The sequence below is a fragment of the Fictibacillus sp. 7GRE50 genome (assembly GCF_015903875.1).
GTDB classification, from domain to species: Bacteria; Bacillota; Bacilli; order Bacillales; family Fictibacillaceae; genus Fictibacillus; species Fictibacillus phosphorivorans.
This window is the reverse complement of the sequence record NZ_JACZDW010000001.1, coordinates 1,078,071-1,103,551: the sequence shown is the minus strand read 5'-3', so window position 1 is coordinate 1,103,551 and position 25,481 is coordinate 1,078,071. Positions and strand designations below refer to the sequence as shown.

The following is a 25,481-nucleotide window of genomic DNA, read 5'->3' as shown; positions in this document are numbered from 1 at the left end:
GGAGGAATTGGGGAGCACATGACAACACATACGTTAGAACTTAAGAACTTAACGAAAAAGATCAAAGGCAAGACCATTGTGGATGATCTATCGTTTTCTGTAAGAGAAGGTGAGATTTTCGGTCTTCTCGGTCCGAACGGAGCGGGTAAGACGACAACGATTCGAATGATCGTTGGGCTGATCTCTATTACGGACGGAGACGTTCTGATTAACGGTGACAACATTCGAGGTAACTTTGAAAAAGCGATGGAACGCGTTGGTGCAATCGTTGAAAACCCGCAGCTGTACGATTATATGACAGGCTATAAAAACCTCATGCAATATGCGAGGATCATGCCGGATGTGACAAAGGAAAGAATTGACGAAGTCATTGAACTCGTTGATTTGAAGTACGCGATTCACGATAAAGTAAAAACATACTCGCTTGGTATGAGACAGCGACTGGGTGTAGCTCAGGCACTTTTACATAAGCCGAACGTGTTAATCCTGGACGAACCGACGAACGGACTCGATCCACAAGGAATTTATGATCTTCGTAACTATTTGCGTCTGCTAGCAAACAATGGAACTTCTGTAATCGTATCTTCACACATGCTTGCTGAGATGCAGATGATGTGCGACCGTGTTGCCATTATTCAAAATGGAAAACTGGTCCGTATCGATGAAATTCTAAACCAGGAAGACGAAGCCGATGTGAAGGTTCACTTCCAAATCGAAGGCGACGTTTCGCAGGCAACACAAGTACTTATCAAAATGAACGAAGAGCTGAACGTCACAGAGTCGGGACAGGAACTAATTGTCCAAACATCGGACGTACGATCCATTGCAGAACTTAATAAACAACTTGTTCTAGCAGGCGTGCTCGTTGTGGGGATCCAACGCAAAACGAAGACGCTCGAAGAACGATTCTTAGAAATGACAAAGAAAGGGGGAGATCTGAATGAAGTGGCTATCCCTGTTAACGAATGAGTGGATTAAAATCTTTAGCCGCATGCGCACATGGATCTTCCTTGCCATTCCAATCGTTATCATTATCGGTATCGCTGTTTATGACAAAGCAACAACAGATGTTGAAGTAAATGAAAATTGGAAGCAAGAACTGACGCAAACTGTTAAGGATGACCAAAAAGCGCTGGATGAAGCAAAGAAAAACAACGATAATGAAATCTATATCGATATGTTAGAATCAAACATCAAGCAGAACGAATACGCCATCGCTAATGATATCTCTCCTTATGAAACAACTGCATGGCAGTTCATGAAAGACATGGCTTGGATCTCAATCTTTATCGGTTTGTTTGTAATCGTAGTGGCTAGTGATATCGTATCGAATGAATTTGCAAAAGGGACGATCAAGATGCTTCTGATCCGCCCTTATAGCAGGTGGAAGATTCTTTTATCTAAATTCGTTGCCACGCTTGGCTTTGCGTTCTTGATGTGGCTCGTTGTCATCTTAGTGACATGGCTCGTTGGTGGCCTTGCCTATGGATTTGGAGGCATGGATCAGTCGTACTTGATCACAGCAGAAGATGGGCAAGTGAAAGAAAGACTGATCGTGGAGTACGTGTTTGCTAACATTGGAGTAGAATTTATCGAATTAACAACACTCGTAGCCATGTCATTCATGATCTCAACTCTGTTCATGAGTAACTCGGTCGCAATCGGAGTGGCAATGTTTACGATGTTTGCCGGAAACATTATTGTTACACTTCTTGCTACAAAAGACTGGGTAATCTACACATTGTTCGCCAATATGGACCTTAGTGTATTGATCGATGGACAGAACCAGATGGTTAAGGATTTAACGCTGCCGTTCTCCATTAGTGTGCTCGCGGTATACACGGTGATCATGCTCGCGATTACGTTTACGGTTTTCCAAAAGCGCGATGTAAAAGCTTAATAGAACGAGTAAGAGGCTGACTCTCGTATCAGCCTCTTTACTTTATTTTTCGCTCTTTTCTAAAAGATTGTTGCTTTGTACCCATGTCACCTTTGACAATTGATTGAAGTGGAAGGTGCGAGACTCCTACGGGACAGGCGGGCAGCTGAGACACTTAAGAGTGAAACGTACGAATGTGGCTCAGCGCCTGCCCCGTGGAAAGCGAGCAACCTAGAACGGAAATCAACACTTCCAAGAGCAACAAGGTTTACGAAAACAGCCTTATTTTTTTAACAATACAGGCTGCTTTTCCATAAAAACAAAGATGGTTTCTTCAAAGTCTAATTTATGGGTTTTAAACACCTTGTAACCTAGCTTTTCATAAAAAGAGATATTCTTAACGCTTTTGCTGCCGGTGTATAATTCGTAACGATATCCAACGAACAATTGCTCAATCTCCTGTACTAACTTTCTTCCGATACCTCTGTTTTGAAAGTGGGGATGGACCATGAGCTTACCTATATAACATGTTCCTCCGGCTTCATGAGCTTTGACAGAGCCAATAATGTTACCGTTAAATAGATACTTTAGTACGTGGTGAGTTCTTATGCTTTCTTCCACATCATCAACTGATTGTTTAAGAGGTTCGATATCAAAGTTATCGTATAATTCAGCCTCACTCACATAAGCCATTTTTTGTAACACAAGTATTTCAGCAGCATCAAGAACAGTAGCTTTTTTAATCATTTCCATAACATGACTCCTGACATGATTAATTTTAGATATAATATTCCGTATAGAGTCACTTTATCCTTCATGGAAAACATGAGTGCAGAAAAGACATACATCAAAAGGGAGACGGAAATTGGAAACACAACCAAAACAAAAAGAAGATTTGAAAGGTTTAGGAGGATGGCTGCTATTAGTAGGAGCGGGACTACTTTTAGCTTTGCCGTTTAAACTAAATGCTGTACAAGTGGGATTTGATGCGATCCAAGGTTATAAATTCAATTCGTTATTATTAAAGTACGTTGTATATGGAGAATTAATCTTTAATATTGGATTGATCGGATTGAATATCTATCTTCTCTATCTATTTTTTACGAAGAAGAAAGCGTTCGTAAAGACGTGGGTATTTTTGCTTCAGATCACGTTAATCTTTGCGGTTCTAACAGATATTCTGCTTCTGTTTGTAGATGAAGTGAATACAGGAACGCCTTTTGTAAACTCAGCTTCTGCTCTATTAGCGTTTTTCATCTGGTCCACGTATGCAAAGAAATCGTGGCGCGTTCACAATACATTTGTAAATTAGACTCTAAAAAAGGACAAGGGCATCTGCTCCTGTCCTTTCTTCTATATATCTCCTATCCAATAACTCTATCTCTACGCTTTTTGTGATTGAAATTGGTCTTCTTCTGTAGATCCTTTAAGAGCTGTTGTTGAAGCTGTACCACCCGAAACGAGCTGTGTGACTTCATCAAAATAGCCTGTTCCTACTTCACGCTGGTGGCGCGTTGCCGTATAGCCATCGATCTCACTATCAAACTCTCTTTGCTGCAACTCAGAATAAGCACCCATGCCTCTCGCTTTATAGCCCTTTGCTAGCTCAAACATGCTATGGTTCAGCGCGTGGAAACCAGCCAACGTTACGAACTGGAACTTATAGCCCATCGCTGCAAGCTGCTGCTGGAAAGTTTCAATTGTTGCGTCATCCAGTTTCTTTTTCCAGTTAAAAGAAGGAGAACAGTTGTAAGCTAATAGTTTACCAGGGAACTGCTCATGGATTGCATCGGCAAAACGCTGCGCTTGCTCGAGGTTTGGTTCACTCGTTTCGCACCAGATCAAATCCGCATAAGGTGCATAGGCAAGACCGCGTGCGATCGCTTGATCAAGGCCAGCGTTTGTACGGTAAAAGCCTTCAGCAGTTCGCTCACCTGTAATAAAAGCGCGGTCGACTGGATCGATGTCACTCGTGATCAAATCTGCCGCATCAGCATCAGTACGTGCGATCAAAATTGTTGGTGTTCCCATCACATCTGCCGCCAGACGAGCTGAGATTAAGTTACGTACAGCCGTCATTGTCGGCAATAGTACTTTTCCACCTAGATGTCCGCACTTTTTCTCAGAAGATAGCTGATCTTCAAAGTGAACAGCCGACGCTCCAGACTCAATCATGCCTTTCATCAGCTCAAAAACGTTCAGTTGTCCGCCAAAACCAGCTTCTGCATCTGCAACGATCGGAAGGAAGTAATCGACTTCGTTTCCACCTTCCATGTGCTGAATCTGATCAGCGCGCTGAAGAGCAGAGTTGATGCGTTTTACCACGTGTGGCACAGAGTTTGCTGGATATAAACTTTGGTCAGGATACATGTTTCCAGAAAGGTTGGCATCTGCTGCGACCTGCCAACCGCTTAAGTATACGGCTTTCAGACCTGCCTTTGCTTGCTGAACCGCCTGATTGCCAGTTAGTGCTCCTAAAGCGTTTACATATGTTTCGTTTTGAAGGAGATCCCAAAATTTTTCGGAGCCCTTTTTAGCAAGTGTATGCTCGATATCGATGGACCCGCGTAAGCGAATAACCTCTTCTGCTGTATAAGGACGCTGAACTCCTGACCAGCGCTCTTCGTTTTGCCACATATCCTGTAATTTTTCCACACGTGATTGATTCATTAATCTCTCTCCTTAGGGTTTATTAGTTTTTTGTGAGTTGATGATTCTTAGACATGATTAGATAAATCTCTTAATGCAATTGGAACGCGGGCATTTTGAGATATTAAGAATTTTGGTTCTACGGTACGTGTTTTTATAATTGTTACACGTTCGCTCAAACAGGACACTGTTTCGCTCCAAAAACACCTCACTTCACTCAAAAAGTCAGTTGTTTCGCGCACAAACACTATCGTTTCGCTCGGTAAAGCCCTTATTTCTTCTTCTCACAAGGTTAGGGGTTCTATAAACGGGCTGATACTCCATGAAATGGGTTAATCATTCATTAATTAATATGAAAATCTAAAAGTTGGAACAAAAAATTGATAAAAAGATATACCTACAAAACCTCATAACCTCGATTGGTCAAGAAATCTTGAAACTCATCATTACGAATCAGCTCATCAAACAACGCAACTGCTTCCATAAAACGACCTGAATTGAATGACTCCTCATTCATTCCTTGCTTCAACTTTTGAACTTCCTGCAACTTTAGTTCCTCTACCAGCTCGAACGTCACTTTGCGTCCGTCGTGTAAAATGCCTTTCGGGTGTCTGATCCATTGCCATACTTGAGCTCGTGAGATTTCTGCCGTAGCTGCATCTTCCATGAGATGGTTGATTGGTGCAGCTCCTTTACCTCTCAGCCAAGAAGCAATGTATTGAATGCCGACACTAATGTTGACGCGCAAACCTTCTTCTGTGATTTCGCCTTCTGGTACAGCCACTAAATCATCAGCCGTTACGACTACATCTTCACGTTTTCGATTGATCTGATTAGGCGTTGGCATGATGCGGTCAAATACTTCCATAGCAACAGGCACGAGTCCCGGATGGGCAACCCATGTCCCGTCATGACCGTCAGAAGCCTCGCGCTCTTTGTCAGCACGAACTTTTTCAAAAGCAACGGCATTCGCAGCTTCATCGTTTTTAATTGGAATCTGAGCAGCCATTCCACCGATCGCAGGAGCGTTTCGTTTATGGCACGTTTTTATGGCCAAAAGAGAATACGATCTCATGAACGGAACAGTCATTGTAACGAGCGAGCGATCAGGGAGAATGACGTGTGGCTGATTACGGAACTTCTTAATATAGCTGAAAATATAATCCCATCTGCCACAGTTAACGCCCGCGGAATGTTCACGAAGTTCGTATAAAATTTCGTCCATCTCAAAAGCCGCGACAATAGTTTCGATTAGTACAGTTGCCTTAACTGTACCTCTTGGAATTCCAAGCTGTTCTTGGGCGTAAATAAACACATCGTTCCAAAGGCGAGCTTCTTTATGACTTTCCATTTTAGGAAGATAGAAATAAGGTCCAGACCCATTTTCGATCAGTGTCTTTGCATTGTGGTAAAAATAAAGGCCAAAATCTACTAAGCTACCAGACATCGGTTCGTTGTCGACAACAATATGTTTTTCTTCAAGATGCCAGCCACGTGGACGTACGATGAGCGTGGCGGTCTTTTCGTTCAATGTATACGTTTTTCCGTTTCCATTATCAAAAGAAATGGAGCGGTTAACGGCATCCTTTAAGTTGATCTGACCATCAATCGTGTTCTCCCAAGTAGGAGAGTTGGAATCTTCGAGATCTGCCATAAAAAGCTTAGCTCCTGAGTTGAGCGCGTTGATCACCATCTTCCGGTCAACAGGCCCTGTGATCTCTACTCGTCGGTCTTGAAGATCTTGTGGAAGTGGTGAGATGGTCCAATCACTGTTACGGATATGTTCGGTTTCCGGTAAAAAGGTGGGCATGATCCCAGCATCTATTTCACTTTGCCTCGCTTTACGTTGTTTCAGAAGTTCTTTGCGGGTGTTATTAAAGTGATGGTGCAATGATTTTAAGAAAAGAATGCTACCTGGTGTTAATATTTTTTCATACGCTGGGGTAATGTCGCCTAACACTTGTAGATTAGTAGTTTCAATTGTCACTTATTACACAGTCCTTTCTAAACATGTTATTAAACAGATGTATTTAAAATATTATTGTTATATAACAGAAGAGGTAAAAAAATTTACCTCTCGTGTTTTCCCATGCAGCGCTCGCACTCATAAAGATAAGATTCATGTTGTTCCTCGATCACACATCCACATTCCGAACACGTCTTCTTAGGAATATTACGGTGAAGCTCCAAGTAATTTTTCATTTTAAATTCCTCCTGTTTTGTTTTTGATTTGATTATAATGCATTGTATTATAACAGTTTATTTTTTGCAACACCTGTTTTATAACATTTTCTTGTTTTTTATAAAATTGAGTCATCTGTCCAACTGTTTATCCTTGTTATGACGGGGTTTCTTGGAATGTGTTAAATATTTTAAAACTGTTGTAATACAGGGTGAACACATTGCATTTTTAGCCCTTATTTGAATTTTGAGAAAATAACGCTTACAATGAATTCATTCAATGTAAGCGTGGTGATTGATTTGAAAATAGATGATACAGATCGAAAAATATTAGAGCTGCTAACACAAGACGGCAGAATGTCTTACGCAGAGATCGGTAAGGAATTAAGCCTTTCCCGCGTATCTGTTCGCGAACGTGTTAATCAGATGAGAAAAGCGGGAGTAATAGAAAAGTTCAGTGTGGTGATTGACTCAGAAGCAGCAGGAAAGACCGTTTCAGCTTTCTTTGAAGTGGACTGTGAACCAGCCTATTTAGTAAAAGTAGCAGAAAAACTCGTGAATAATCCAAGTGTCGCAAGCTGCTACCAGATGACAGGGCCAAGCACATTACATATGCACGTATTGGTAGAAGATTTTCCTTCGTTAGAGAAGTTTATCAATAATGAACTGTATGGCATCAAAGGTATTTCGAGAGTAGAATCACATATTCTACTCAGAAGATTCAAGAGCCGATCAGGACTAAAACTATAGAGCTGTTTTTATAAACTTTGTTGCTTTTGGAAGTGTTAATTTCCGTTCCAGGTTGCTCGCTTTCCACGGGGCAGGCGCTGAGCCACATTCGTACGTTTCACTCTTAAGTGTCTCAGCTGTCTAGTTGCTGTGGCTAGCCCCTCGAGGTCAAAAGTTTAACGGTCAAGAAGGCAAAGTGCGCCTTCATGGCCCATTCAACTTTTGCTTGTCGGGGCTGAACGAGCCACTTCCACTTTTCAAACTGCCCGCCTGTCCCGTAGGAGTCTCGCATCTTCCACTCCAATCAATCGTCAAAGGTGACAAGGAGTTTAAAGCGACAACCTTTTAGAAAAGAACGAACTATAAAGAATACAAAGAGGATTCGAATGGACAGCTATCCATTTCGAATCCTCTTTTATTATTTCAGTTAACTGCTATATGCGTTTCAGAAAATACTAGGTTCTACTAGAAATAATGAAAAAATTACTATTTACATCATTTGTATTTTTGTTATAACAGACTAGTATGGTAGTTTGAGGTTAAGAAAATCCAATGTGTAGCCCTTAATGATAGCTAAGAAAGGACAATATAATGAGTTGGAATGACGATCATAACGTAAAACGAGAAAAAACGAAATTCTTAACGAAAATAGGCTGTTTTTTCAGTGTAGTCACTTTAGGACTTTTTGTTGTAATAGTAATAGCTTGGTTTATTTCATCTTCTCAAGAAACTCAGTTAAAGGTTAGCCGTTCTCCTAATAAAACAAACTCAATTGAGATTGTTAAGAAAGATGATTTTCCCGACCCTACTATAAGAATTAATTACGATAACAAAAGCATTATGAAAACAAATATACCAGACAAAATTACTGTGGAATGGAAAAATGATTATGAAGCTGTAGTCATTCTTACCAAGCAAGGAAGAGTACCAGAAACTATTAAAATAAAGTTTAAACCATAGAAGATTGAAATTAATGTTTAACGAAAAGCATCGATTCAAGCTGCTAATTGCTAGCTAGATTTTGTCACTCACACCCTCCCCCTTGGAGATCAGAGCCCCGAAGCGTCCAAAGCGGAATGGGGCTCACCATTCGCCTCGTATAAAAGCAAAGCACCTGAAACGAAAATTTACTGCATTCAACACCTCACATCAATACCCACCAATCAAATAACCATCATGAAACAAACCCAACTAGGTGCATCTTCCTATCTCGAAAACGTTTAGTAGTGCATTAGTTTATGTCAACTTACATAGGTACGGGAACAAAGAACCAAATTATGATTTTATATAGAAAATATTCTGAATATATTTTATAATCAGAAACAATATAAAACGTTTGTTAGTTTATATTTGATTTTTGGTTAACAAACGGAGGTCATTTCTGCTTAATTGTACCGAAAAAGTGAAAAAAGGGGAGAGGTGAAGAGAAAATGGCAGGTTTGATTGTAAGGCGTGTTTTTCAGCTAGTGCTCTTATTAATCGGTATTTCATTCATTGTTTTTATGAGTATGCATATTGCGCCAGGTGATCCGGCAAGTATTATCGGCGGACCGACGGCGACTCAAGAAGACGTTGAAGCGATCAGAGAAAATCTTGGACTAAATGAGCCGTTGCTCGCTCAATATTTCGATTACTTAAAAGGCATTTTTGCAGGTGACTTAGGGTTCTCTTATCAGACAAAACAAGCGGTGTCAGAAGCGATTATCGACCGTTTCCCAAACACACTGAACCTGGCTATCGCAAGCATTATTGTTGCGATTGTAATCGGTGTAACGGCAGGAATCATATCAGCATTAAAGCATAACACTTGGTTTGACGGATTGAGTACCATTATTGCTCTCGGGGGAATCTCCATTCCTAACTTTTGGTTAGGTGCCATATTAATCCTTATTTTCGCCGTTAACCTTCAATGGTTTCCTGTTGGAGGATTAACCGAACCGTTCTGGACCATCGAAGGAATGAAACAACTCGCACTTCCTGCTATTACTCTTGGGACAGGCTCAGCCGCCATGATCGCTAGAATGAGTCGATCGGCGATGTTGGAAGTTATCCGAGCAGATTATGTAAGAACGGCTAGGGCGAAAGGCGTTCGTGAAAAAACAGTCATCATGATGCATTGTCTTCGAAACGCAATGATCCCTGTGATTACAGTGATCGGCTTGAATTTTGGTTTCTTACTTGGAGGCACCATTATTACAGAATCTGTTTTTGCCATCAATGGGGTTGGCAGGCTCATGATTGAGTCTATTGCAGCTCGTGATTTCCCGATGGTTCAAGGATCGGTTCTTCTTGTAGCCACACTGTTCGTTTTAGTGAACTTAATTGTCGATATCGTATACGCCTTTATTGATCCAAGAATCAGTTACGAATAAACGCGAAGGGGGGATAACATGTCAACGGAAGTAGTAACACAGCAGTTACCGTCACATAAGAAAAAGAAAGAGTTTGCGCTTTTCAAAACGTGGAAACGGCTCATCAAGAATAAGATGGCTATCGTCGGTCTCGTCATCATTGCTTTTCAGCTGTTTATGGCTCTTGCAGCTCCAGTCATCGTAGGAGTGGATCCGAACAAACAGAACTTGGAACTGAGTGAACTGCCAATTGGAACAGAAGGACATTGGCTAGGAACAGATAATTATGGACGAGATATCTGGAGCAGAATCGTATATGGGGCGAGGATCTCGTTGTTAGTAGGAATCGGTGCTGTAACTCTTGGTTTAGTGGGCGGAGTCGTACTTGGCTTACTATCTGGTTACTATAGAAGACTCGACGGCATCATTATGAGGTTCGTAGATTTAATGTTTGCTTTTCCTGGTATTCTGCTAGCTATGCTGATCATCGCGATCTTAGGGACAAGCCTTGTGAACGTCGTAATTGCGATCAGTATCTGGTCGATTCCAACGTGTGCGCGTATCGTCCGCGGAAGTGTTCTCTCCATTAAGAAGCAAGAGTACATTATCGCGATGCGATCACTTGGAGCAAGTGACCTTCGGATCATGGTCAGGCATGTCCTTCCCAATTGTATGGCTCCTATTATCGTCTTTGCGACGATGAGGATGGCAACTGCGATTCTATCAACGGCATCATTAAGTTTCCTAGGCTTAGGGGCACAGCCGCCAACGCCTGAATGGGGTGCAATGATTGCTGCAGGACAGGAGTACATGTGGACATCACCTCATATGATCGTGATTCCGGGTATTGCCATCATGCTAGTTGTGTTTGCGTTTAATGTTGTCGGTGATGCGCTTCGTGACGCATTAGATCAAGGAATGAGTTTAGACAAATAAGAGGGGGATATGACGTATGGGAAAAAAGTGGTTTGCTAGTTTGCTAACGGTTCTTTTTGTATTGTCACTGGCTTTAGTAGGTTGCAGCAGCAATTCTTCATCAGGCGGAAGTGCAGGGAAAGCTGAACAAGAGCTAACCTATGCAACGACTTCTAAAGTGGTAGGTCTATCACCAATCCTAACAAACGATTCTGTTTCATCTACAGTGATCGAACAGATCTATGAAACGTTATTTGTTCGAGATAATAAAGGCGAAATCGTTCCACACCTTGCAGAATCCTATGAAAACCCAGACGAAAACACGTGGGTGATCAAGTTGAAGAAAGATATAAAATTTCACGATGGGACTCCGTTCAACGCAGAATCTGTTAAATACACGTTTGATAAATTAAAAGATCCAAAGACAGCAGCACCCCGTGCATCACTTTTAGCACCAGTATCATCCATCGAAGTTCAGGACGAACATACGGTTGTTTTAAAAACAGAGAAGCCATATGGACCGATGCTTGCGGCCTTAACACACTCAAATGCGGCCATCGTATCTCCAACAGCTGATCAAAAGCAAGATCTTATGAAAGATCCAGTAGGAACAGGACCATTTACGTTCTCTGAAAAAGTAAACGGCGATGACATCGTACTCGTGAAGAACAAGGACTATTGGCAGAAGCCGGCCAAACTCAAAAAGCTAACGTTTACAGTCGTTCCTGAAGTATCAACCGCGATCTCTATGCTGCAGACAGGAAAAGTTCAGTTGATCGATGGGCTGGCGCCTGAACTGATGCCGCGTCTAGAGAAGATTAAGAACGTTGATATTCAGAAGAAAGATGGAACACCCGTTTACTACTTGGCATTTAACATGGAAAAGGCACCGATGAACGACTTAAAGTTCAGACAAGCGGTTTCTCAAGCGATCAATCGTGAAGGATACTTGAAAAAGTTAAATGGTCTCGGAGTTTACTCGAACAGCTTCATCGGACCAGAAGTTTTTGGGCATAACGAAAGCAGTGATAAGGGACCAAAATTTGATCAGGCAGAAGCGAAGAAACTTGTGAAAGATAACGGGTTTGATAAAAAAGAGATTAAAATACTAGCTGCTAATACAAGTCAGTATATGAACATGGCTGAAGTCATTCAGTCACAGTTAAAAGAAGCGGGGATAAACGCAAACATCGAGACGATCGAGTGGGGTACTTACCTGGATGTTTCGAAAAAAGGTGACTTTGATATTACGATTGCCGGCTGGTCGAACGTTACAGGAGATGGAAGTGAATTATTGTTTCCACGACTTCATTCTGCAAACATTGATGCGACAAACTTAAGCCGTTATAAAGATGCTGAGCTCGATAAGCTGATCGATCAATCTCGTTCTGTTGTGGATCAAGAACAGCGTAAGGAAATCTTAACAAAAGCAGATGAATATGTGATGACACAGCTGCCGGTTCTGCCGATCTACCATGGCATCGCGTCAGCCGCTTACGATAAATCTGTTAAAGGCTTTGAGATGGAACCTACAGGACAGTGGTCATTATACGGCGTTTATAGAGAGTAGGGATGGATGATGAAAGAGACTGTTTTAGAGGTAAAAGATCTAGTGACAACGTTTAAATCAGCGGACGGTCCATTGCCGGCTGTCCGTGGCGCTTCTTTTTCGGTGAAAAAAGGAGAAACACTCTGTATCGTTGGAGAGTCGGGCTGTGGTAAAAGTATCACAGCTCTTTCTATCATGGGACTTCTGCCATCAAACGGACGTATAACAGATGGTTCAATCTCGTTTAATAATAAGAATTTAGCTTCCATGTCTCCAAAAGAGATGCAAAAGCTGCGCGGAAACGATGTTTCGATGATCTTTCAGGAACCGATGACAGCCTTGAATCCTGTTTTTACAGTAGGATTTCAAATTCGTGAACCGTTGATGATTCATCAAAAACTATCAAAAAAACAAGCGCATGCAAGAGGGGTCGAGCTATTGAAGATGGTTGGAATTCCGTCGCCAGCAGAACGAATGAACCAATTTCCGCATGAATTGAGCGGCGGGATGAGACAGCGGGTCATGATCGCGATCGCACTATCATGCAATCCGTCTCTGTTGATCGCTGACGAACCGACAACAGCACTTGATGTGACCATTCAGGCTCAAATCATCGACCTTCTGAACGATTTGAAAGAACAACTCGACATGAGCATGATTATGATCACGCATGATATGGGAGTTGTCGCCGAGATTGCTGATCGAGTGATCGTGATGTATGCAGGAGAAATAATTGAAGAAGGCCGTGTGGAAGAAATCTTTGATAATCCACAGCATCCTTATACAAAAGGATTGTTAGCTTCTGTACCTAATGTTGATGATCCTGAATTTGATCTGAAGCCGATCGCAGGATCGATGCCGATGCTAAATGAGCAGATTCCGGGATGCCGTTTTCATCCACGCTGTCCGTATGCTTTTAATAAATGTATGGAACAATCTCCAAGTACGTTTCATGTTACAGATATACAGAGTGTAAGATGCTGGCTGCAAGAAGAGGGGGTCGAACAGAATGGCGGTAGACGAGCAAGTTCTTTATAGCGTTAAAAATGTAAAAAAGCACTTTCCTGTGAGAGGCGGCATCCTGCAGCGGGTAAAGAACCATGTGAAGGCAGTTGACGGTATCACGCTTGATATTTATAAAGGAGAGACACTGGGCGTTGTTGGTGAATCTGGCTGCGGCAAATCGACGCTCGGAAGAACGATCCTTGGACTTGAATCGCTGACAGAAGGAGAACTCGTCTTTAACGGGAATAACATTAGTAACTATTCATCGAGACAATTAAAGCCTTATAAAAAAGAGATGCAGATGATTTTTCAGGATCCGTATGCCTCACTTAACCCAAAACAGCGGATTGGTGATGCGCTAGAAGAAGCGCTCATCATCCATACGAATCTATCCTCTTTAGAACGGAGAGAAAAGGTCCTTCAACTTTTAAACGAGGTTGGTCTAAAAGAAGAACACTATGAGCGCTATCCGCACGAATTTAGCGGCGGTCAGCGCCAGCGAATCGGGATAGCACGTGCGATCTCGATCAATCCATCCTTTATCGTATGTGATGAACCTGTGTCAGCATTAGATGTTTCCGTCCAAGCACAAGTGATCAAACTTTTACGCGATCTTCAAGAAAAGCATGGCCTAACCTATCTATTTGTGTCGCATGACCTTGGTGTAGTGCGTCACCTATGCAATCGAGTACTCGTTATGTACCTCGGTCAGATGGTGGAACTCGCACCTGTTCATAAGCTGTACGAAAATCCAACACATCCATACACAGAGGCGTTATTGTCTGCCATACCAAGACCGACTGTTGGGAGAAAGAGAGAACGTATCCGGTTAAAAGGCGATCTGCCTAGTCCTTCTAATCCACCAACCGGATGTCCGTTCCACACGCGTTGTCCTATCGCTAAAGAACATTGTTCAACAGAAAAACCCGCATGGCGCGAAATTGATGAAGGTCATTTTATCGCCTGCCACGAAAGGTGAGAAGCATGAATCAAACGATACAGGATACACAACAAAAACTTCAGTACAATGCCCTTCATAACCCTTATCATTCAGATCGGATGAGCGTTTTTTCGAAAAAAGGGATGGTTGCGACGAGTCAGCCCCTCGCCGCACAAGCTGGGCTTGATATGTTAAAAAAGGGTGGAAATGCGGTTGACGCAGCCATTGCCACCGCAGCTTGTCTAACGGTCGTTGAGCCAACATCGAACGGGATCGGTGGGGATGCGTTCGCCCTCGTCTGGATGAATGGTGAATTGCATGGCTTGAACTCGAGCGGTCCCGCACCGAGAAGCATCTCCATCGAAGAAGTGAAGAAAGCGGGACATGATAACATGCCGAAGTTCGGCTGGCTACCGGTTACAGTTCCAGGTGCGCCCGCTGCATGGGCGGAACTTTCCAACCGATTTGGCAAGCTTCCGTTTAAGGAAGTGCTGCAACCTGCGATCTCATACGCCGAAGAAGGTTATCCTTTGACGCCTATTCTCGGTAAGTACTGGCGCAAAGCATATGAAACGTACAAGCGGGAATTAAAAGGCGAAGAGTTTGAGAGCTGGTTCCAAACCTTTGCACCAGACGGACGCGCGCCAGAAGTAGGCGAGATTTGGCGCTCACCTCACCATGCTAGTACATTACGGGAGATCGCAGAAACGAAATCAGAATCCTTTTATAGAGGAACACTTGCACAAAAAATAAGCGAGGCGTCAGAAGCGCACGGCGGATTTCTCCGAAGTGAGGATCTCGCTACCTTTTATCCCGAGTGGGTGAAACCGATCAGTGTGAACTATAGAGGATACGATGTTTGGGAAATTCCGCCGAACGGCCAAGGAATCGTTGCACTCATGGCACTCAACACGCTAAAAGGATATGATTTTACCGAAAAAGAATCAGCCGAAACGTATCATAAACAGATCGAAGCCATCAAACTAGCCTTTGTGGATGCGAAAAAATATGTAACAGACCCACTCAGGATGAATGTATCTGTTGAAGGATTGTTGTCGGAGAGCTATGCTGCAAAACGAAGAGACCTGATTGATAATGAAGCTCTTCAGCCAGAACCCGGCACACCGCCAAGTGGTGGGACGGTCTATCTTGCAACGGCAGACGAAGAAGGCAATATGGTCTCGTTCATTCAGAGCAACTACATGGGGTTCGGTTCTGGCGTAGTCGTTCCTGAAACAGGAATCGGCCTGCAGAATAGAGGACATGATTTTTCATTGGATCCAGATCACGATAACGCACTCGCTCCAGGTAAAAAGACGTATCATACGATTATTCCTGGCTTCTTAACGAAGAATGGAAAAGCCGTTGGTCCTTTCGGTGTGATGGGAGGCTACATGCAGCCTCAAGGTCACGTGCAGGTTGTGATGAACACGGTTGATTTTCATCTGAACCCGCAAGCCGCACTAGATGCGCCACGCTGGCAGTGGATGGAGGATAAGAAAGTTCTAGTCGAACGCTCACTTCCGTCGCATATTGTTGATGATCTAGCGAGAAGAGGTCATGACGTTCAAGTGGCTGCAGATTCAGGGAACTTTGGTCGAGGACAGATCATTTGGAGAGACCCAGAGACTGGTGTATTAGCAGGTGGAACGGAAGGAAGAACAGATGGATCGATCGCTGCATGGTAACCTACTAAACTCAACTAAGAATAAAGGACTGATCATATGACGTATCTCAACTTGTTTCTTGCCTTCTTTCGGTCGGGCATGCTGGGGTATGGGGGAGGTCCTTCTTCCATCCCGTTGGTTCATAAAGAAGTAGTCGGAAAATACAAATGGATGAACGACGAAGAATTTGGAGATGTGTTGGCACTAGGAAACACGCTGCCTGGTCCGATCGCAACCAAAATGGCAGGTTACATCGGATATCGTGTAGCGGGCATTATTGGTCTCTTCGTTGCATTATTAGCGACAATTCTGCCGACCATTATTCTCATGATACTTCTATTAACCTCGCTCCGAGAATTTAAGGATCAACCATGGGTAGAAGGCATGACAAAAGGAGTCATTCCCGTTGTCGCTGTGATGCTCGCTGTCCTAACGTGGCAGTTTTTTGACAGCTCCAAAAAAGGATTAGGTTTAAAACTTAGCCTTCTTCACATCTTTGTGGGCGTGGTCCTTCTTCAATTTCTCGGTGTTCACCCTGGCATCATCATTGGTGCATTATTGGCTTTCGCTCTCTTTGGACCTTTAAAGGGAAAGAATAAACAGACAGTAAACGTGCGGGAAGGAGAGAAGACAGGATGACTTTTTGGCATATCTTTCTCGCCTTTTTTATACCTGGAATCTTAGGATATGGCGGTGGTCCAGCGTCGATTCCCTTGATTGAAAACGAAGTCGTTGACCGCTATGAATGGCTATCTGTTAATGAATTTACAGAAGTGTTGGCGCTTGGTAATGCACTTCCTGGTCCGATCGCGACGAAGATGGCAGGCTACATCGGATTTCAAGAAGGAGGCTGGTTCGGAGCGTTTGTTGGTGTGTTCGCAACCGTTGCACCTTCTCTTTTGTTGATGGTCGCGTTTCTAGGACTTGTTTATAAATTTAAAGACTCACCAAGAGTAAAGAACATGAGCACCTATGTAAAGCCAACGATCGCTGTGCTTCTTGGTATCATGGCGTATCAGTTCTTTGCGGAATCGTATATAAGCGTTGGGTGGATGCACACGCTGTTTCTAGCTGCTGTCAGTTTTTTATTGATGGAGAAAGTGAAAGTGTCCCCGGTGTTCGTCATTATAGGCTCACTCGGGTATGGAGCCGTGTTTTTGGCTTAGGTTAGAGGGAAGCGGAACTTCATTGAGGTTTCGCTTTTTTTTGTGTTGCAGAGTTGTCGATTATGGTCGAAAATCGGATAAATGTTGGATTACCTCGTATAAAATACGGATTACCTCGTAAAAAAAGTGAATTACCACGTAATGAACGACCTCATTACCCAATCAAAGTGTCTTCCCAAATTCATACAACCATATGGTAAGATAATAAAAAAAGATAAGCATGTTGGACAAGGCAGATGCATACTTTTTAAAGGGAAACGGAGGACTTAACATGAGACCGATATGGCTTGGGATCGCGGCAGCCTTTTTCTTTGGCGTCACGTTCATATTGAATCGTTCTATGGACTTATCAGGCGGAAGCTGGCACTGGAGTGCAGCCCTTCGCTTTTTTTACATGGTTCCGTTATTGTGGATCATCGTTTGGATGCGCGGCAACGTGCGTCCTGTGTTCCAAGAACTTAAGAAACGATTTGGCACATGGTTTTTATGGAGTTCAGTAGGCTTTGTGCTCTTTTATGCACCGATTACATATGCAGCAGGTTTTGGAGAGGCGTGGTTAGTGGCAGCGACTTGGCAGATTACGATCGTTGCAGGCTCTCTTCTCGTACCGTTCTTTTATGAAGGGAACAAAGCGGAAGGAGCAACACGCCAAAGAATTCCTTTTAAAGGATTAGGCTTTTCGCTGATCATATTGGCAGGTGTCGCGCTCGTTCAAGTGCAGGAAGCAAGTGGTGTGAACGGCTCCGCTTGGTTGAACGTTGTGTTACCTGTTCTGATTGCGGCGATTGCCTATCCACTCGGCAATCGAAAAATGATGGTTGTGACAAACAAACGCCTCGATGCTTTTCAGCGAGCATTCGGCATGACGATTGCTTCACTACCGTGGTGGATTGTTCTCGCCGTAATTGGATGGGTGGAGAGCGGACCTCCAACGAACGATCAGTTGTGGCAGACGTTTTTAGTTGCGATCTCCTCAGGTGTTATCGCTACGGTACTCTTTTTCCAAGCGACTGATCTTTGTGCGAACAATCCTGTGAAGCTGGCTGGTGTAGAAGCAACGCAATCAGCTGAGATTATTTTTGTATTAGCTGGTGAGATGTGGCTGTTATCAATCGCAAGCCCAACGTTCCTTTCTATGATGGGCGTTCTCATCATCATGCTGGGCATGTTTTTACACAGTTACTTCGGAAAAACAGAAGTCGTGCAAAAAAAATCTATGAAACTTGCAAAATGATGAATAAAAATATGTGAGCTGGGAATAGTAGTACTACCCCCCCTTTTTAAATAGTAATTTGGAACAACCGTTGCCCGTAGCAGCGGTTGTTTTTTTTATGTAGAAAAATCCGTTAAACTGTATACAGAGATTGTCGGGTGTCATCATCTTCCCCTTGTTATTCTTATTTTGAAAGGAGGCGATCTGGATGGATTCGCTTAAGAGCATGAACGACGCGTTAGAGTATATAGAGGAGCATCTGCAGGATGAGGTCGACTTTACGGAAGCAGCGAGACGTGCGTATTGTTCAGAGTATCATTTTAAAAGGATGTTTTCCTTTTTGGCAGGTATTCCACTGTCAGAATACGTTCGTCGCAGACGGCTGACTCTGGCGGCTTTTGAGTTGCAGCACAGCGACATAAAAGTAATTGATGTGGCAGTGAAATATGGCTACTCTTCACCTGATTCTTTTACAAAAGCATTTCAGCAGATGCACGGCATTACGCCATCAGAAGCACGTAAAAACGGTCAATCACTCAAAGCCTTTCCGCGCATGTCCTTTCAATTATCGGTAAAAGGAGGAAGTGAAATGAACTATCGTATCGTTGAAAAAGAGGCATTTTCTATTGTGGGTCTCAAAAAACGAGTTCCGCTTGTTTTTGAAGGGGTAAATCCTGAGATCGCCGCGATGTGGCAGAGCCTTACACCTGAATTAATTAGTGAGCTGAAGAAGTTATCGAATATAGAGCCAAGAGGTATGATTAGTGCTTCAACGAACTTTTCGGAGAGGACAACTGAAAACAGTGAGCTTGATCATTATATTGGTGCAGCAACAACCAACGAATGTCCCGAGAGTATGTCGCAACTAAAGGTGGAAGCATCCACATGGGCAGTCTTTGAAGCGGTCGGTCCGTTTCCAGAAACATTGCAGAACGTGTGGGGACGCATCTATTCAGAGTGGTTTCCATCATCGTCATACGAACAAACAGAAGGACCAGAGATACTTTGGAACGCGGACAAAGATACGACGTCACCTACATTTAGAAGTGAGATTTGGGTGCCGGTTAAGAAGAAATAAAATAGCGATTTGTGAAGCATCGGCTAAGTGGCCGGTGCTTTTTTCATGGGGAAAAGAGTTTTATATATTTGTTTTAATAATACCTTGCATTATTAGGTATTATATTTTATATTGATTGTGGAGGTGGTTATAAATGGAAGTTAACAAAGAAGTTCTAAAAGGCCACATTGACACGTTGATTTTATCGTTATTAGTAAAAAGAGATATGTACGGATATGAGCTGGCAAAGCTCGTTCGTGAAAAAAGTGAGGATCAGTTTGAACTAAAAGAAGGAACGCTTTATTTATCACTAAAGAGATTAGAGAAAAATGAATGGATTGAATCCTATTGGGGAGATGAGCACGGACCAGGAGGAAGACGAAAGTATTATAGATTGACGAAGCAAGGGAAGGATGGGTTTGAACAAAAGCGAAGAGAATGGAAGTTTGTAAAACGAATCATTGATCAGTTCATTGAAGGAGGAGAATAGGTTGAAGCAGATCGATAAATACATTCAATCCATATACAAAGATGTTGTAGGTTCAAGAAGCGAAGTGGAAGATTTAAAAAGAGAGATGCGTTCACACCTTATTGAAGCCGTTGAAGAATTAAAAGCAGAAGGAAAAACGGAAGAAGAAGCGATTCGTATGGCGATTAACAATTTCGGCGGAGAAAATCAAATGGTCAAAGGACTATCTGAATTCTTTACGGTTCAGAAAAAGTTTACAAACTATATCCTTACGCTATCAGTCATACTTCTTGTACTAAGCGCGATTTTCTTCCTCATGTCTTATTCAAAAGCAAATGATTTTAAAGAGGAAGTAGACCAGCTTAAAGTAGTAGAGGAAGAAAAAGAAATCATCATGAACGATGTGTTTGACGTACTCGATACAACCAATGAAGTGGGAGATAAGGAAAAATACGATCTGCTAGATGTCTTCAACAAGTATGATAACAAGTTGAATCTAGTTGCTGTTTTCTCTGCTAAGGACGTAGAGGGATGGTTGCAAGACAAAAATACCGCAGCTTTAAAAGATGGACCTGATACTTATTTTCCGATCGACTATACAAAGGCCACCATTGTACTTGGAAACGATAAAGTAATAGAGAATACTGACAAAATCGTGCCGAGTGACTATGATAAGGGAACAGTAATCATGGCGAATGACAATTGGGTCGTTCAGTACGAATACAAGACGTCGTATGAAAAAACGGTTGAAAAGCACCTTCAGTATACAACCTATGGACCGAGCATCTGGAGTTTCTACCAAATTCCTATTCTATTTGCTGCATTATTTATCGCATTTGGTGGGGTATGGCTGTTTATGAATAGGCAGAATAAGAAGTTGTCCGCGGTAATAGATTAACTCATTATAAAAGCAGCATCTGCGTATATTAGCCGATGCTGCTCCTCTCCATTAGATATTCTTCACTTTTTCTCTTCGATAACGCCACAGGAACAATAGCGAAGTAAGAATAAGAATCGTGACAAAAGAAATAGGTACGAGATAAGGATTTAAATAGATTGTAGTCAGGTTCTGAATAAGATAGTTAGTACCTGTACCAAACAGCAAGAATCCTAGCGGAACATGTAGACCTACACTCGTCATATAATTGGGAGCGATGCTTGATATCCAAGCTCCGACCAATACCAACGCGATCCCTAACAGATAGACACATAGAACAGTAAGAATTATGTATTGAAAAAAGGTTAGATCATACCATGAAACAAAGAAATTAAATATAGAGTTGATCGATAGCGGAAAGAACATGCTCGTGTCATTGCCTCTATACATGAAAAAGAAAAAAGCGAGCTGGGCGGTAATAATGATTAAGGATGCAGTCAAGCCAGTAAGGAGCTTTTGAGAGAAAAGTTTGCGTCCTATTTTTGAAGTATACTGCAGCAGCTGTACGTGATTTCGCTTGTCCCGAATGTATAGTGGCATAAGGATAATTATAATGTTTAGAAAGATAAGAATGGCTACATATTTCATTAAGACATTGTAGTTTTCAAACACCATATCCGTGAATATCGCCTCTGTTGCTCCATTTTCAACCACTTCATCCATGCGTGCATTTTGTTTTGGAGTTAGTTCATGCTCATTAAAACGTTCAGGATGCTCATATTTGTCGATGATCCCATCGCGTGCTTGAATCTCCCAAAATACATCTACATAGTCTTCAAAAATGATTTTGCTGTGCAGTGCAGCTAGTTTTTCGTTTTCTAGATCCATGTTGCTAAATTCCTCATACGTATCAATGCCTGCAGCAACCATTTCTTTCTGTGACTTAAGATACTCTGTCGCTTCAGCTATTCGTTGTTCCTTAATCTCTTTAAAATCTTGGAATTCCTCACTATCCATAGATTCGCCATAATCAACTAGCATTTTTTGCGTAGCACGGAAATCATCTAACAGTGGTCTGCCGTTAGGAAAATGCTTAAATTCAAACATAATAAATTGTTGGTACACAAAAAAGCTAACTAAAAGAAGCAGGAAGATTATTTTTACCGAAAACAGCTTTTTTACCTCATTAAATAAGATTCTCATATGTTCGCGTCCTATCTATATATTTTCTCTGGCAAAACGTTTGATTAACAGCCATGCTGTGAGCAGTAAAACGATTAACCATCCTGTTACCGTGATGATTTCATAATATTTGAACGTCGTAAAAACACCGCTTTCCATCCACCATTTCTTCACGTTCATTACTAGAATAAAAGGAGAGAAGTGCGTGTATAGAAGCATCGTGCTGTCCTTTGGCATGAGGCTCGGAACATAAAGACCTGCCAAAAAGATAACACCAAAAAGAGTGAAAACGATGTAACTGTTCCGTATGAGCATAGAGAGACAAAACGTGATCAGCACAAATAGTATATGGCAGAGTACAACTAAACCACATGACATTAATAGGTATTGGATGAACGTGACGTTCCACCAGCTAATAAAAGGTATTTTGTTTAATTCGATTAAGAACCCTGTACTAATCGGTACGTTCCACAGACCAGAATAATCAAACACTATAAAATAAACAGACAATGTTATAGCGAGAAGAGCTACAGTTACAAGTGTTGATGCGAAGGTGGACACAAGAAGCTTATCCCACATCAATCTTCTGCCACGTTTTGTTGCATAAGTGACTAAAGCTGTTCTATGTTCAAACTCATAATTCACGATAAAGGCAGTGAACAGAACGATTAAGATCATTCCCTGAAAAAGCATAAACCCAAATAACGTTTTAAAAAGAAAAGAATGTGTACCAAACATTTTTCCATGAAAGAAAAGATGAAGATGTTCTTTGTTTTCGATTAGCTCTTCTACACGTGGTTTTAATACAGAATATTGCTCACGAACTGTTTCAGCTACAGCACCTTCCAAGCCGAAAAGGCGGATGCCTTCTTCTGCATTTTCCATGACGTTTAAAGTGCTGTACTTCGTTTCAATATCCTGAATAGAGTTTAGATACGTTTCTTTTATCGCTAGATTGTTGATGTCTTGCAATTCTTTTTCTGAATAAATGTTTGATTCAATCAAACTATAGTAGAGCTCTGGTTTATAAAAGTCTGCTGCGTTTTGATAGGTGTCTCCAGTTTTGCTTTGTGAGAGCTGATTCCAAGTATTTAAATCTTCTTCATGAGAGATTTGCAGCTTTTTACTTCCCTCATTATCCATTAGTGTTCCCGTTTCTTGTACGATTGGATGAATTGATTTCATATCATTTCGAATGGATGATTGCTCATAAATGAGAAAGCAGTTGAACAAAAGAAACAGTACAAATAATCCTAGAATAATAGGTGAAGAGATGATTTTTTTAAATTCAAGCCGTTTGATCATCAGAACGTACTCCATCTTGATAGATATACAAAAAGACATCTTCTAAGTTAGGGTGTACCGCTTTCCATTCGGGTTTCGCTGTATCTGTGGTTAAAAACCGCATGTACATGCTTCCGTTTTCTTGTTTTTCAGACAAGCTAAGGTAAGTTGTACGAAATTGTTCTGTTTGTTCATAACTCACTTCAGTCTCGTAAACAAGTCCATCAATTTTGCGGCAGATGTTAGAAACGGTATCTTTGTATAACACTTCTTGATTTTTAATCATGATGATTTCGTTTGCGATCGATTCTACATCTGAAACGATATGCGTGGATAAAATAACGATGCGATCGCGAGCCAGATTCGTAAGCAGATTACGAAAACGAACTCTTTCTTTAGGGTCTAAGCCAGCTGTAGGTTCATCTAGAATCAGAATCTTCGGGTCGTTCAGCATGGCCTGAGCGATCCCAACACGTTGAATCATCCCGCCTGAAAACTTCTTCATCTTTTTATTTGCCACATGATCCAGTGCTACGATTTTAAGGAGTTCTTCAACACGAGTAATTGCTGTTTTTCGGTGTATTCCTTTTAACGCCGCCAAGTAAAGCAGATAGGAGGTAGGGGAATAATTTTTGTAATAACCAAACTCCTGCGGAAGATAACCGATCATCTCCCGGTACTTTTCATCCATCTTAATAATATCTTCTCCGTCATAACGAATGCTTCCGCTAGTAGGAAACAAAAGTGTCGTGAGCATCTTGATCAGTGTTGTCTTACCCGCTCCATTCGGTGCCAACAATCCATACACGCCGTTATGAAACTCGAGGTTAATATTTTTTAGTGCATGAAACTGACCAAAATTTTTTGTAACATCTTCAACGATTAACATTTATAAAACTCCTTCTGCACCTCTAAATGCAATTAGTTTTTTTAACGTTTTTACATAGAGCACGATGCTGATGATGAGTACAACGCCATACACATACGCAGGTATATGACTTAAAAACATACTGTACATGTTCTGATTTAAGGTGGCTGGAAGAACATTCACTAACAGCCAGCTTGCCATCATAAGATATGTGGCGTACGGCCCTTTTGCATAGCGTAAGGCGTACAGGTAAAGGACCGAAAATAGGCTTAACGAGCTGCATGATAACAGCAGTGCATCTAGGATTTGAATGTATTGAAACAAGAACGATAGAACGATAATCAGTGCGATATTCATGAGCATCGTTAGCATACTGAAAATGAACATACGAAAAGCGGCTAGCTGAAACACATGGTACTTACAGGTCATCTCTACTGAAAAAGTGTCTTTCATTAAAGCACGTACTAAAAATAGAGAGGATAGAGCAAAGAAAAAAATAGGAGACAGCGTAAAAATGAAAGAATACAAATCTTGCAAGTCTATAGATGATTTCAGTGAAAATATGCCGTATAGCATTACAGCTAGCGCTAAACAGGTTGTAAACAGAATTTCAGTAGCATCTCGAAATAAATAGCGAAAGCCAAGCTGCTGATACATTTCAAAAAGATAAGATGGAAACGATTTGGGTTTAGTTAGACCGGCAGATACGATAGATGCAATCTGGTTTTTTCTTTCACGATCCGTGGGATATTCGATGTGGAATTTTTGTTTCTCCATTTATTCAGCCTCCATTCGTTGCTTCACTTTTTTTATCGCAGCATAATACTTTGTTTTAATAGATGACTCAGGCATTTCGAGAGAACTTGCTATTTCGATAAACGTTTGCTCACCGAACAATTTGAGCCGCAGAACCTGCTGATCGATGATCGGGAACGTATTTATGAGTCGTGCTGCCTTCTCGATATCTTCTCTCCATTCCAATTCAAGCGTGAAATCTGAAGGTGTAGCTACATCAACACCTTCCATCGAGTCTGTGGAACGATCATATGTATAGTTTTTAGACCTAAAATAATCTACGAGTTTGTAGGTCGCAATTCGGTATAGCCACGTTTTGAAAGATGCTTTTTTTTCATCAAACTGCTGGATGGATTGAAGCATGCTAATAAAGATATCTTGTGTTAGATCAAGTGATAGTTCTTTGTTCAACGTTTGTTTATAAACATAGGCATAAATAGATTGATAGTAATGAGAGATGAGCTCGTTCGCCGCATGTTGATCGCCTTTTTTTTGAACAGAGCGGATCCATCTTTTCTGCTTCATCATGATTTTGTCTTCACTTCCAGACTAAAAAGGTTGTCTTGCTCATATATTCGTAGTGGAAAGATAAATAGTTTTACTTTTTATAAAAATATTTCCATTTTATATTATAGATTTATATAAGAGATTAAAGGAGAATTATATAGTAATAGCAAATAATAGAAGAACTATAGAGGAGTAGTT

At 41.7% G+C, this 25,481-nt stretch carries 26 protein-coding genes; 17 read left to right on the top strand and 9 right to left on the bottom strand.

Annotated elements, in window-relative coordinates:
* Positions 1 to 18: 18 nt before the first annotated feature.
* Positions 19 to 969: an ABC transporter ATP-binding protein gene (locus tag IHV12_RS05365; protein ID WP_197190123.1), complete on the top strand. Its 951-nt coding sequence runs from the start codon at positions 19 to 21 to the stop codon at positions 967 to 969.
* On the top strand, positions 941 to 1,900 hold the full coding sequence (locus tag IHV12_RS05360) for an ABC transporter permease (RefSeq protein WP_197190122.1): 960 nt from the start codon (positions 941 to 943) through the stop codon (positions 1,898 to 1,900). The genes IHV12_RS05365 and IHV12_RS05360 overlap by 29 nt, the downstream gene beginning before the upstream one ends.
* A gap of 261 nt (positions 1,901 to 2,161) precedes the next feature.
* Here IHV12_RS05360 and IHV12_RS05355 read toward each other — a convergent pair whose 3' ends face one another.
* A complete protein-coding gene (locus IHV12_RS05355) occupies positions 2,162 to 2,632 on the bottom strand; it encodes a GNAT family N-acetyltransferase (RefSeq protein ID WP_197190121.1) in 471 nt (156 codons plus the stop codon).
* A gap of 112 nt (positions 2,633 to 2,744) precedes the next feature.
* On the opposite strand from IHV12_RS05355, the gene IHV12_RS05350 reads away from it, so the two are divergent.
* Positions 2,745 to 3,191: a DUF2569 family protein gene (locus IHV12_RS05350; protein ID WP_197190120.1), complete on the top strand. Its 447-nt coding sequence runs from the start codon at positions 2,745 to 2,747 to the stop codon at positions 3,189 to 3,191.
* Positions 3,192 to 3,262: 71 nt separating this feature from the next.
* On the opposite strand, the gene aceA is transcribed toward IHV12_RS05350, so the two are convergent.
* From aceA to yhfH, 3 genes are all read right to left on the bottom strand, one after another.
* Entirely contained in the window at positions 3,263 to 4,549 is a 1,287-nt protein-coding gene (aceA, locus tag IHV12_RS05345; protein WP_197128356.1) for an isocitrate lyase, read from the bottom strand.
* A 376-nt stretch (positions 4,550 to 4,925) separates the two neighbouring features.
* Positions 4,926 to 6,515: a malate synthase A gene (aceB, locus tag IHV12_RS05340; RefSeq protein ID WP_197190119.1), complete on the bottom strand. Its 1,590-nt coding sequence runs from the start codon at positions 6,513 to 6,515 to the stop codon at positions 4,926 to 4,928.
* A gap of 83 nt (positions 6,516 to 6,598) precedes the next feature.
* Positions 6,599 to 6,730: a protein YhfH gene (gene yhfH, locus IHV12_RS05335; protein WP_137791063.1), complete on the bottom strand. Its 132-nt coding sequence runs from the start codon at positions 6,728 to 6,730 to the stop codon at positions 6,599 to 6,601.
* 279 nt (positions 6,731 to 7,009) lie between these two features.
* Here yhfH and IHV12_RS05330 point away from each other — a divergent pair, with 279 nt between their 5' ends.
* The 14 genes from IHV12_RS05330 (at position 7,010) to IHV12_RS05265 (ending at position 20,668) form a co-directional block, all read left to right on the top strand.
* Positions 7,010 to 7,459 carry an Lrp/AsnC family transcriptional regulator gene (locus IHV12_RS05330; protein WP_191754264.1) on the top strand — a complete coding sequence of 150 codons (450 nt, stop codon included), beginning with the start codon at positions 7,010 to 7,012 and terminating at the stop codon, positions 7,457 to 7,459.
* 570 nt (positions 7,460 to 8,029) lie between these two features.
* The gene (locus IHV12_RS05325; RefSeq protein WP_197190118.1) at positions 8,030 to 8,398 is read left to right on the top strand and encodes a hypothetical protein; all 369 of its coding nucleotides are present in this window, start codon (positions 8,030 to 8,032) and stop codon (positions 8,396 to 8,398) included.
* Between the two features lie 470 nt (positions 8,399 to 8,868).
* Positions 8,869 to 9,810 carry a nickel ABC transporter permease gene (nikB, locus tag IHV12_RS05320; protein WP_197190117.1) on the top strand — a complete coding sequence of 314 codons (942 nt, stop codon included), beginning with the start codon at positions 8,869 to 8,871 and terminating at the stop codon, positions 9,808 to 9,810.
* An 18-nt stretch (positions 9,811 to 9,828) separates the two neighbouring features.
* Entirely contained in the window at positions 9,829 to 10,725 is an 897-nt protein-coding gene (locus tag IHV12_RS05315; RefSeq protein WP_197190116.1) for an ABC transporter permease, read from the top strand.
* Positions 10,726 to 10,741: 16 nt separating this feature from the next.
* The gene (locus tag IHV12_RS05310; RefSeq protein WP_197190115.1) at positions 10,742 to 12,274 is read left to right on the top strand and encodes a glutathione ABC transporter substrate-binding protein; all 1,533 of its coding nucleotides are present in this window, start codon (positions 10,742 to 10,744) and stop codon (positions 12,272 to 12,274) included.
* A 9-nt stretch (positions 12,275 to 12,283) separates the two neighbouring features.
* Positions 12,284 to 13,291, top strand: coding sequence for an ABC transporter ATP-binding protein (locus IHV12_RS05305; protein ID WP_197190370.1), 1,008 nt, complete (start codon positions 12,284 to 12,286; stop codon positions 13,289 to 13,291).
* On the top strand, positions 13,263 to 14,237 hold the full coding sequence (locus tag IHV12_RS05300; protein WP_197190114.1) for an ABC transporter ATP-binding protein: 975 nt from the start codon (positions 13,263 to 13,265) through the stop codon (positions 14,235 to 14,237). The genes IHV12_RS05305 and IHV12_RS05300 overlap by 29 nt, the downstream gene beginning before the upstream one ends.
* A 5-nt stretch (positions 14,238 to 14,242) precedes the next feature.
* A complete protein-coding gene (locus IHV12_RS05295) occupies positions 14,243 to 15,886 on the top strand; it encodes a gamma-glutamyltransferase family protein (RefSeq protein WP_197190113.1) in 1,644 nt (547 codons plus the stop codon).
* 36 nt (positions 15,887 to 15,922) lie between these two features.
* A complete protein-coding gene (locus IHV12_RS05290; RefSeq protein WP_197190112.1) occupies positions 15,923 to 16,504 on the top strand; it encodes a chromate transporter in 582 nt (193 codons plus the stop codon).
* Positions 16,501 to 17,031, top strand: a complete 531-nt coding sequence (locus tag IHV12_RS05285; protein WP_197190111.1) for a chromate transporter — start codon at positions 16,501 to 16,503, stop codon at positions 17,029 to 17,031. The genes IHV12_RS05290 and IHV12_RS05285 overlap by 4 nt, the downstream gene beginning before the upstream one ends.
* A 271-nt stretch (positions 17,032 to 17,302) precedes the next feature.
* The gene (locus tag IHV12_RS05280) at positions 17,303 to 18,265 is read left to right on the top strand and encodes a DMT family transporter (protein WP_197190110.1); all 963 of its coding nucleotides are present in this window, start codon (positions 17,303 to 17,305) and stop codon (positions 18,263 to 18,265) included.
* A 187-nt stretch (positions 18,266 to 18,452) separates the two neighbouring features.
* Positions 18,453 to 19,322 carry an AraC family transcriptional regulator gene (locus tag IHV12_RS05275; RefSeq protein WP_197190109.1) on the top strand — a complete coding sequence of 290 codons (870 nt, stop codon included), beginning with the start codon at positions 18,453 to 18,455 and terminating at the stop codon, positions 19,320 to 19,322.
* Between the two features lie 133 nt (positions 19,323 to 19,455).
* On the top strand, positions 19,456 to 19,791 hold the full coding sequence (locus IHV12_RS05270; protein ID WP_197190108.1) for a PadR family transcriptional regulator: 336 nt from the start codon (positions 19,456 to 19,458) through the stop codon (positions 19,789 to 19,791).
* Between the two features lies 1 nt (position 19,792).
* A complete protein-coding gene (locus IHV12_RS05265) occupies positions 19,793 to 20,668 on the top strand; it encodes a permease prefix domain 1-containing protein (protein WP_197190107.1) in 876 nt (291 codons plus the stop codon).
* A 51-nt stretch (positions 20,669 to 20,719) separates the two neighbouring features.
* On the opposite strand, the gene IHV12_RS05260 is transcribed toward IHV12_RS05265, so the two are convergent.
* The 5 genes from IHV12_RS05260 to IHV12_RS05240 are packed head-to-tail and all read right to left on the bottom strand — an operon-like array spanning position 20,720 to position 25,304.
* Positions 20,720 to 21,850 (bottom strand): hypothetical protein, encoded by a 1,131-nt coding sequence (locus IHV12_RS05260; protein WP_197190106.1) that lies wholly within the window; start codon positions 21,848 to 21,850, stop codon positions 20,720 to 20,722.
* Between the two features lie 15 nt (positions 21,851 to 21,865).
* Complete coding sequence (locus IHV12_RS05255) at positions 21,866 to 23,134, bottom strand: hypothetical protein (protein WP_197190105.1); 1,269 nt, start codon at positions 23,132 to 23,134, stop codon at positions 21,866 to 21,868.
* A complete protein-coding gene (locus IHV12_RS05250; protein ID WP_197190104.1) occupies positions 23,118 to 24,002 on the bottom strand; it encodes an ABC transporter ATP-binding protein in 885 nt (294 codons plus the stop codon). The genes IHV12_RS05255 and IHV12_RS05250 overlap by 17 nt, the downstream gene beginning before the upstream one ends.
* Positions 24,003 to 24,758 (bottom strand): hypothetical protein, encoded by a 756-nt coding sequence (locus IHV12_RS05245; RefSeq protein WP_197128381.1) that lies wholly within the window; start codon positions 24,756 to 24,758, stop codon positions 24,003 to 24,005.
* Positions 24,759 to 25,304 carry an RNA polymerase sigma factor gene (locus IHV12_RS05240; protein ID WP_197190103.1) on the bottom strand — a complete coding sequence of 182 codons (546 nt, stop codon included), beginning with the start codon at positions 25,302 to 25,304 and terminating at the stop codon, positions 24,759 to 24,761. It abuts the gene before it with no gap.
* Between the last annotated feature and the right edge of the window lie 177 nt (positions 25,305 to 25,481).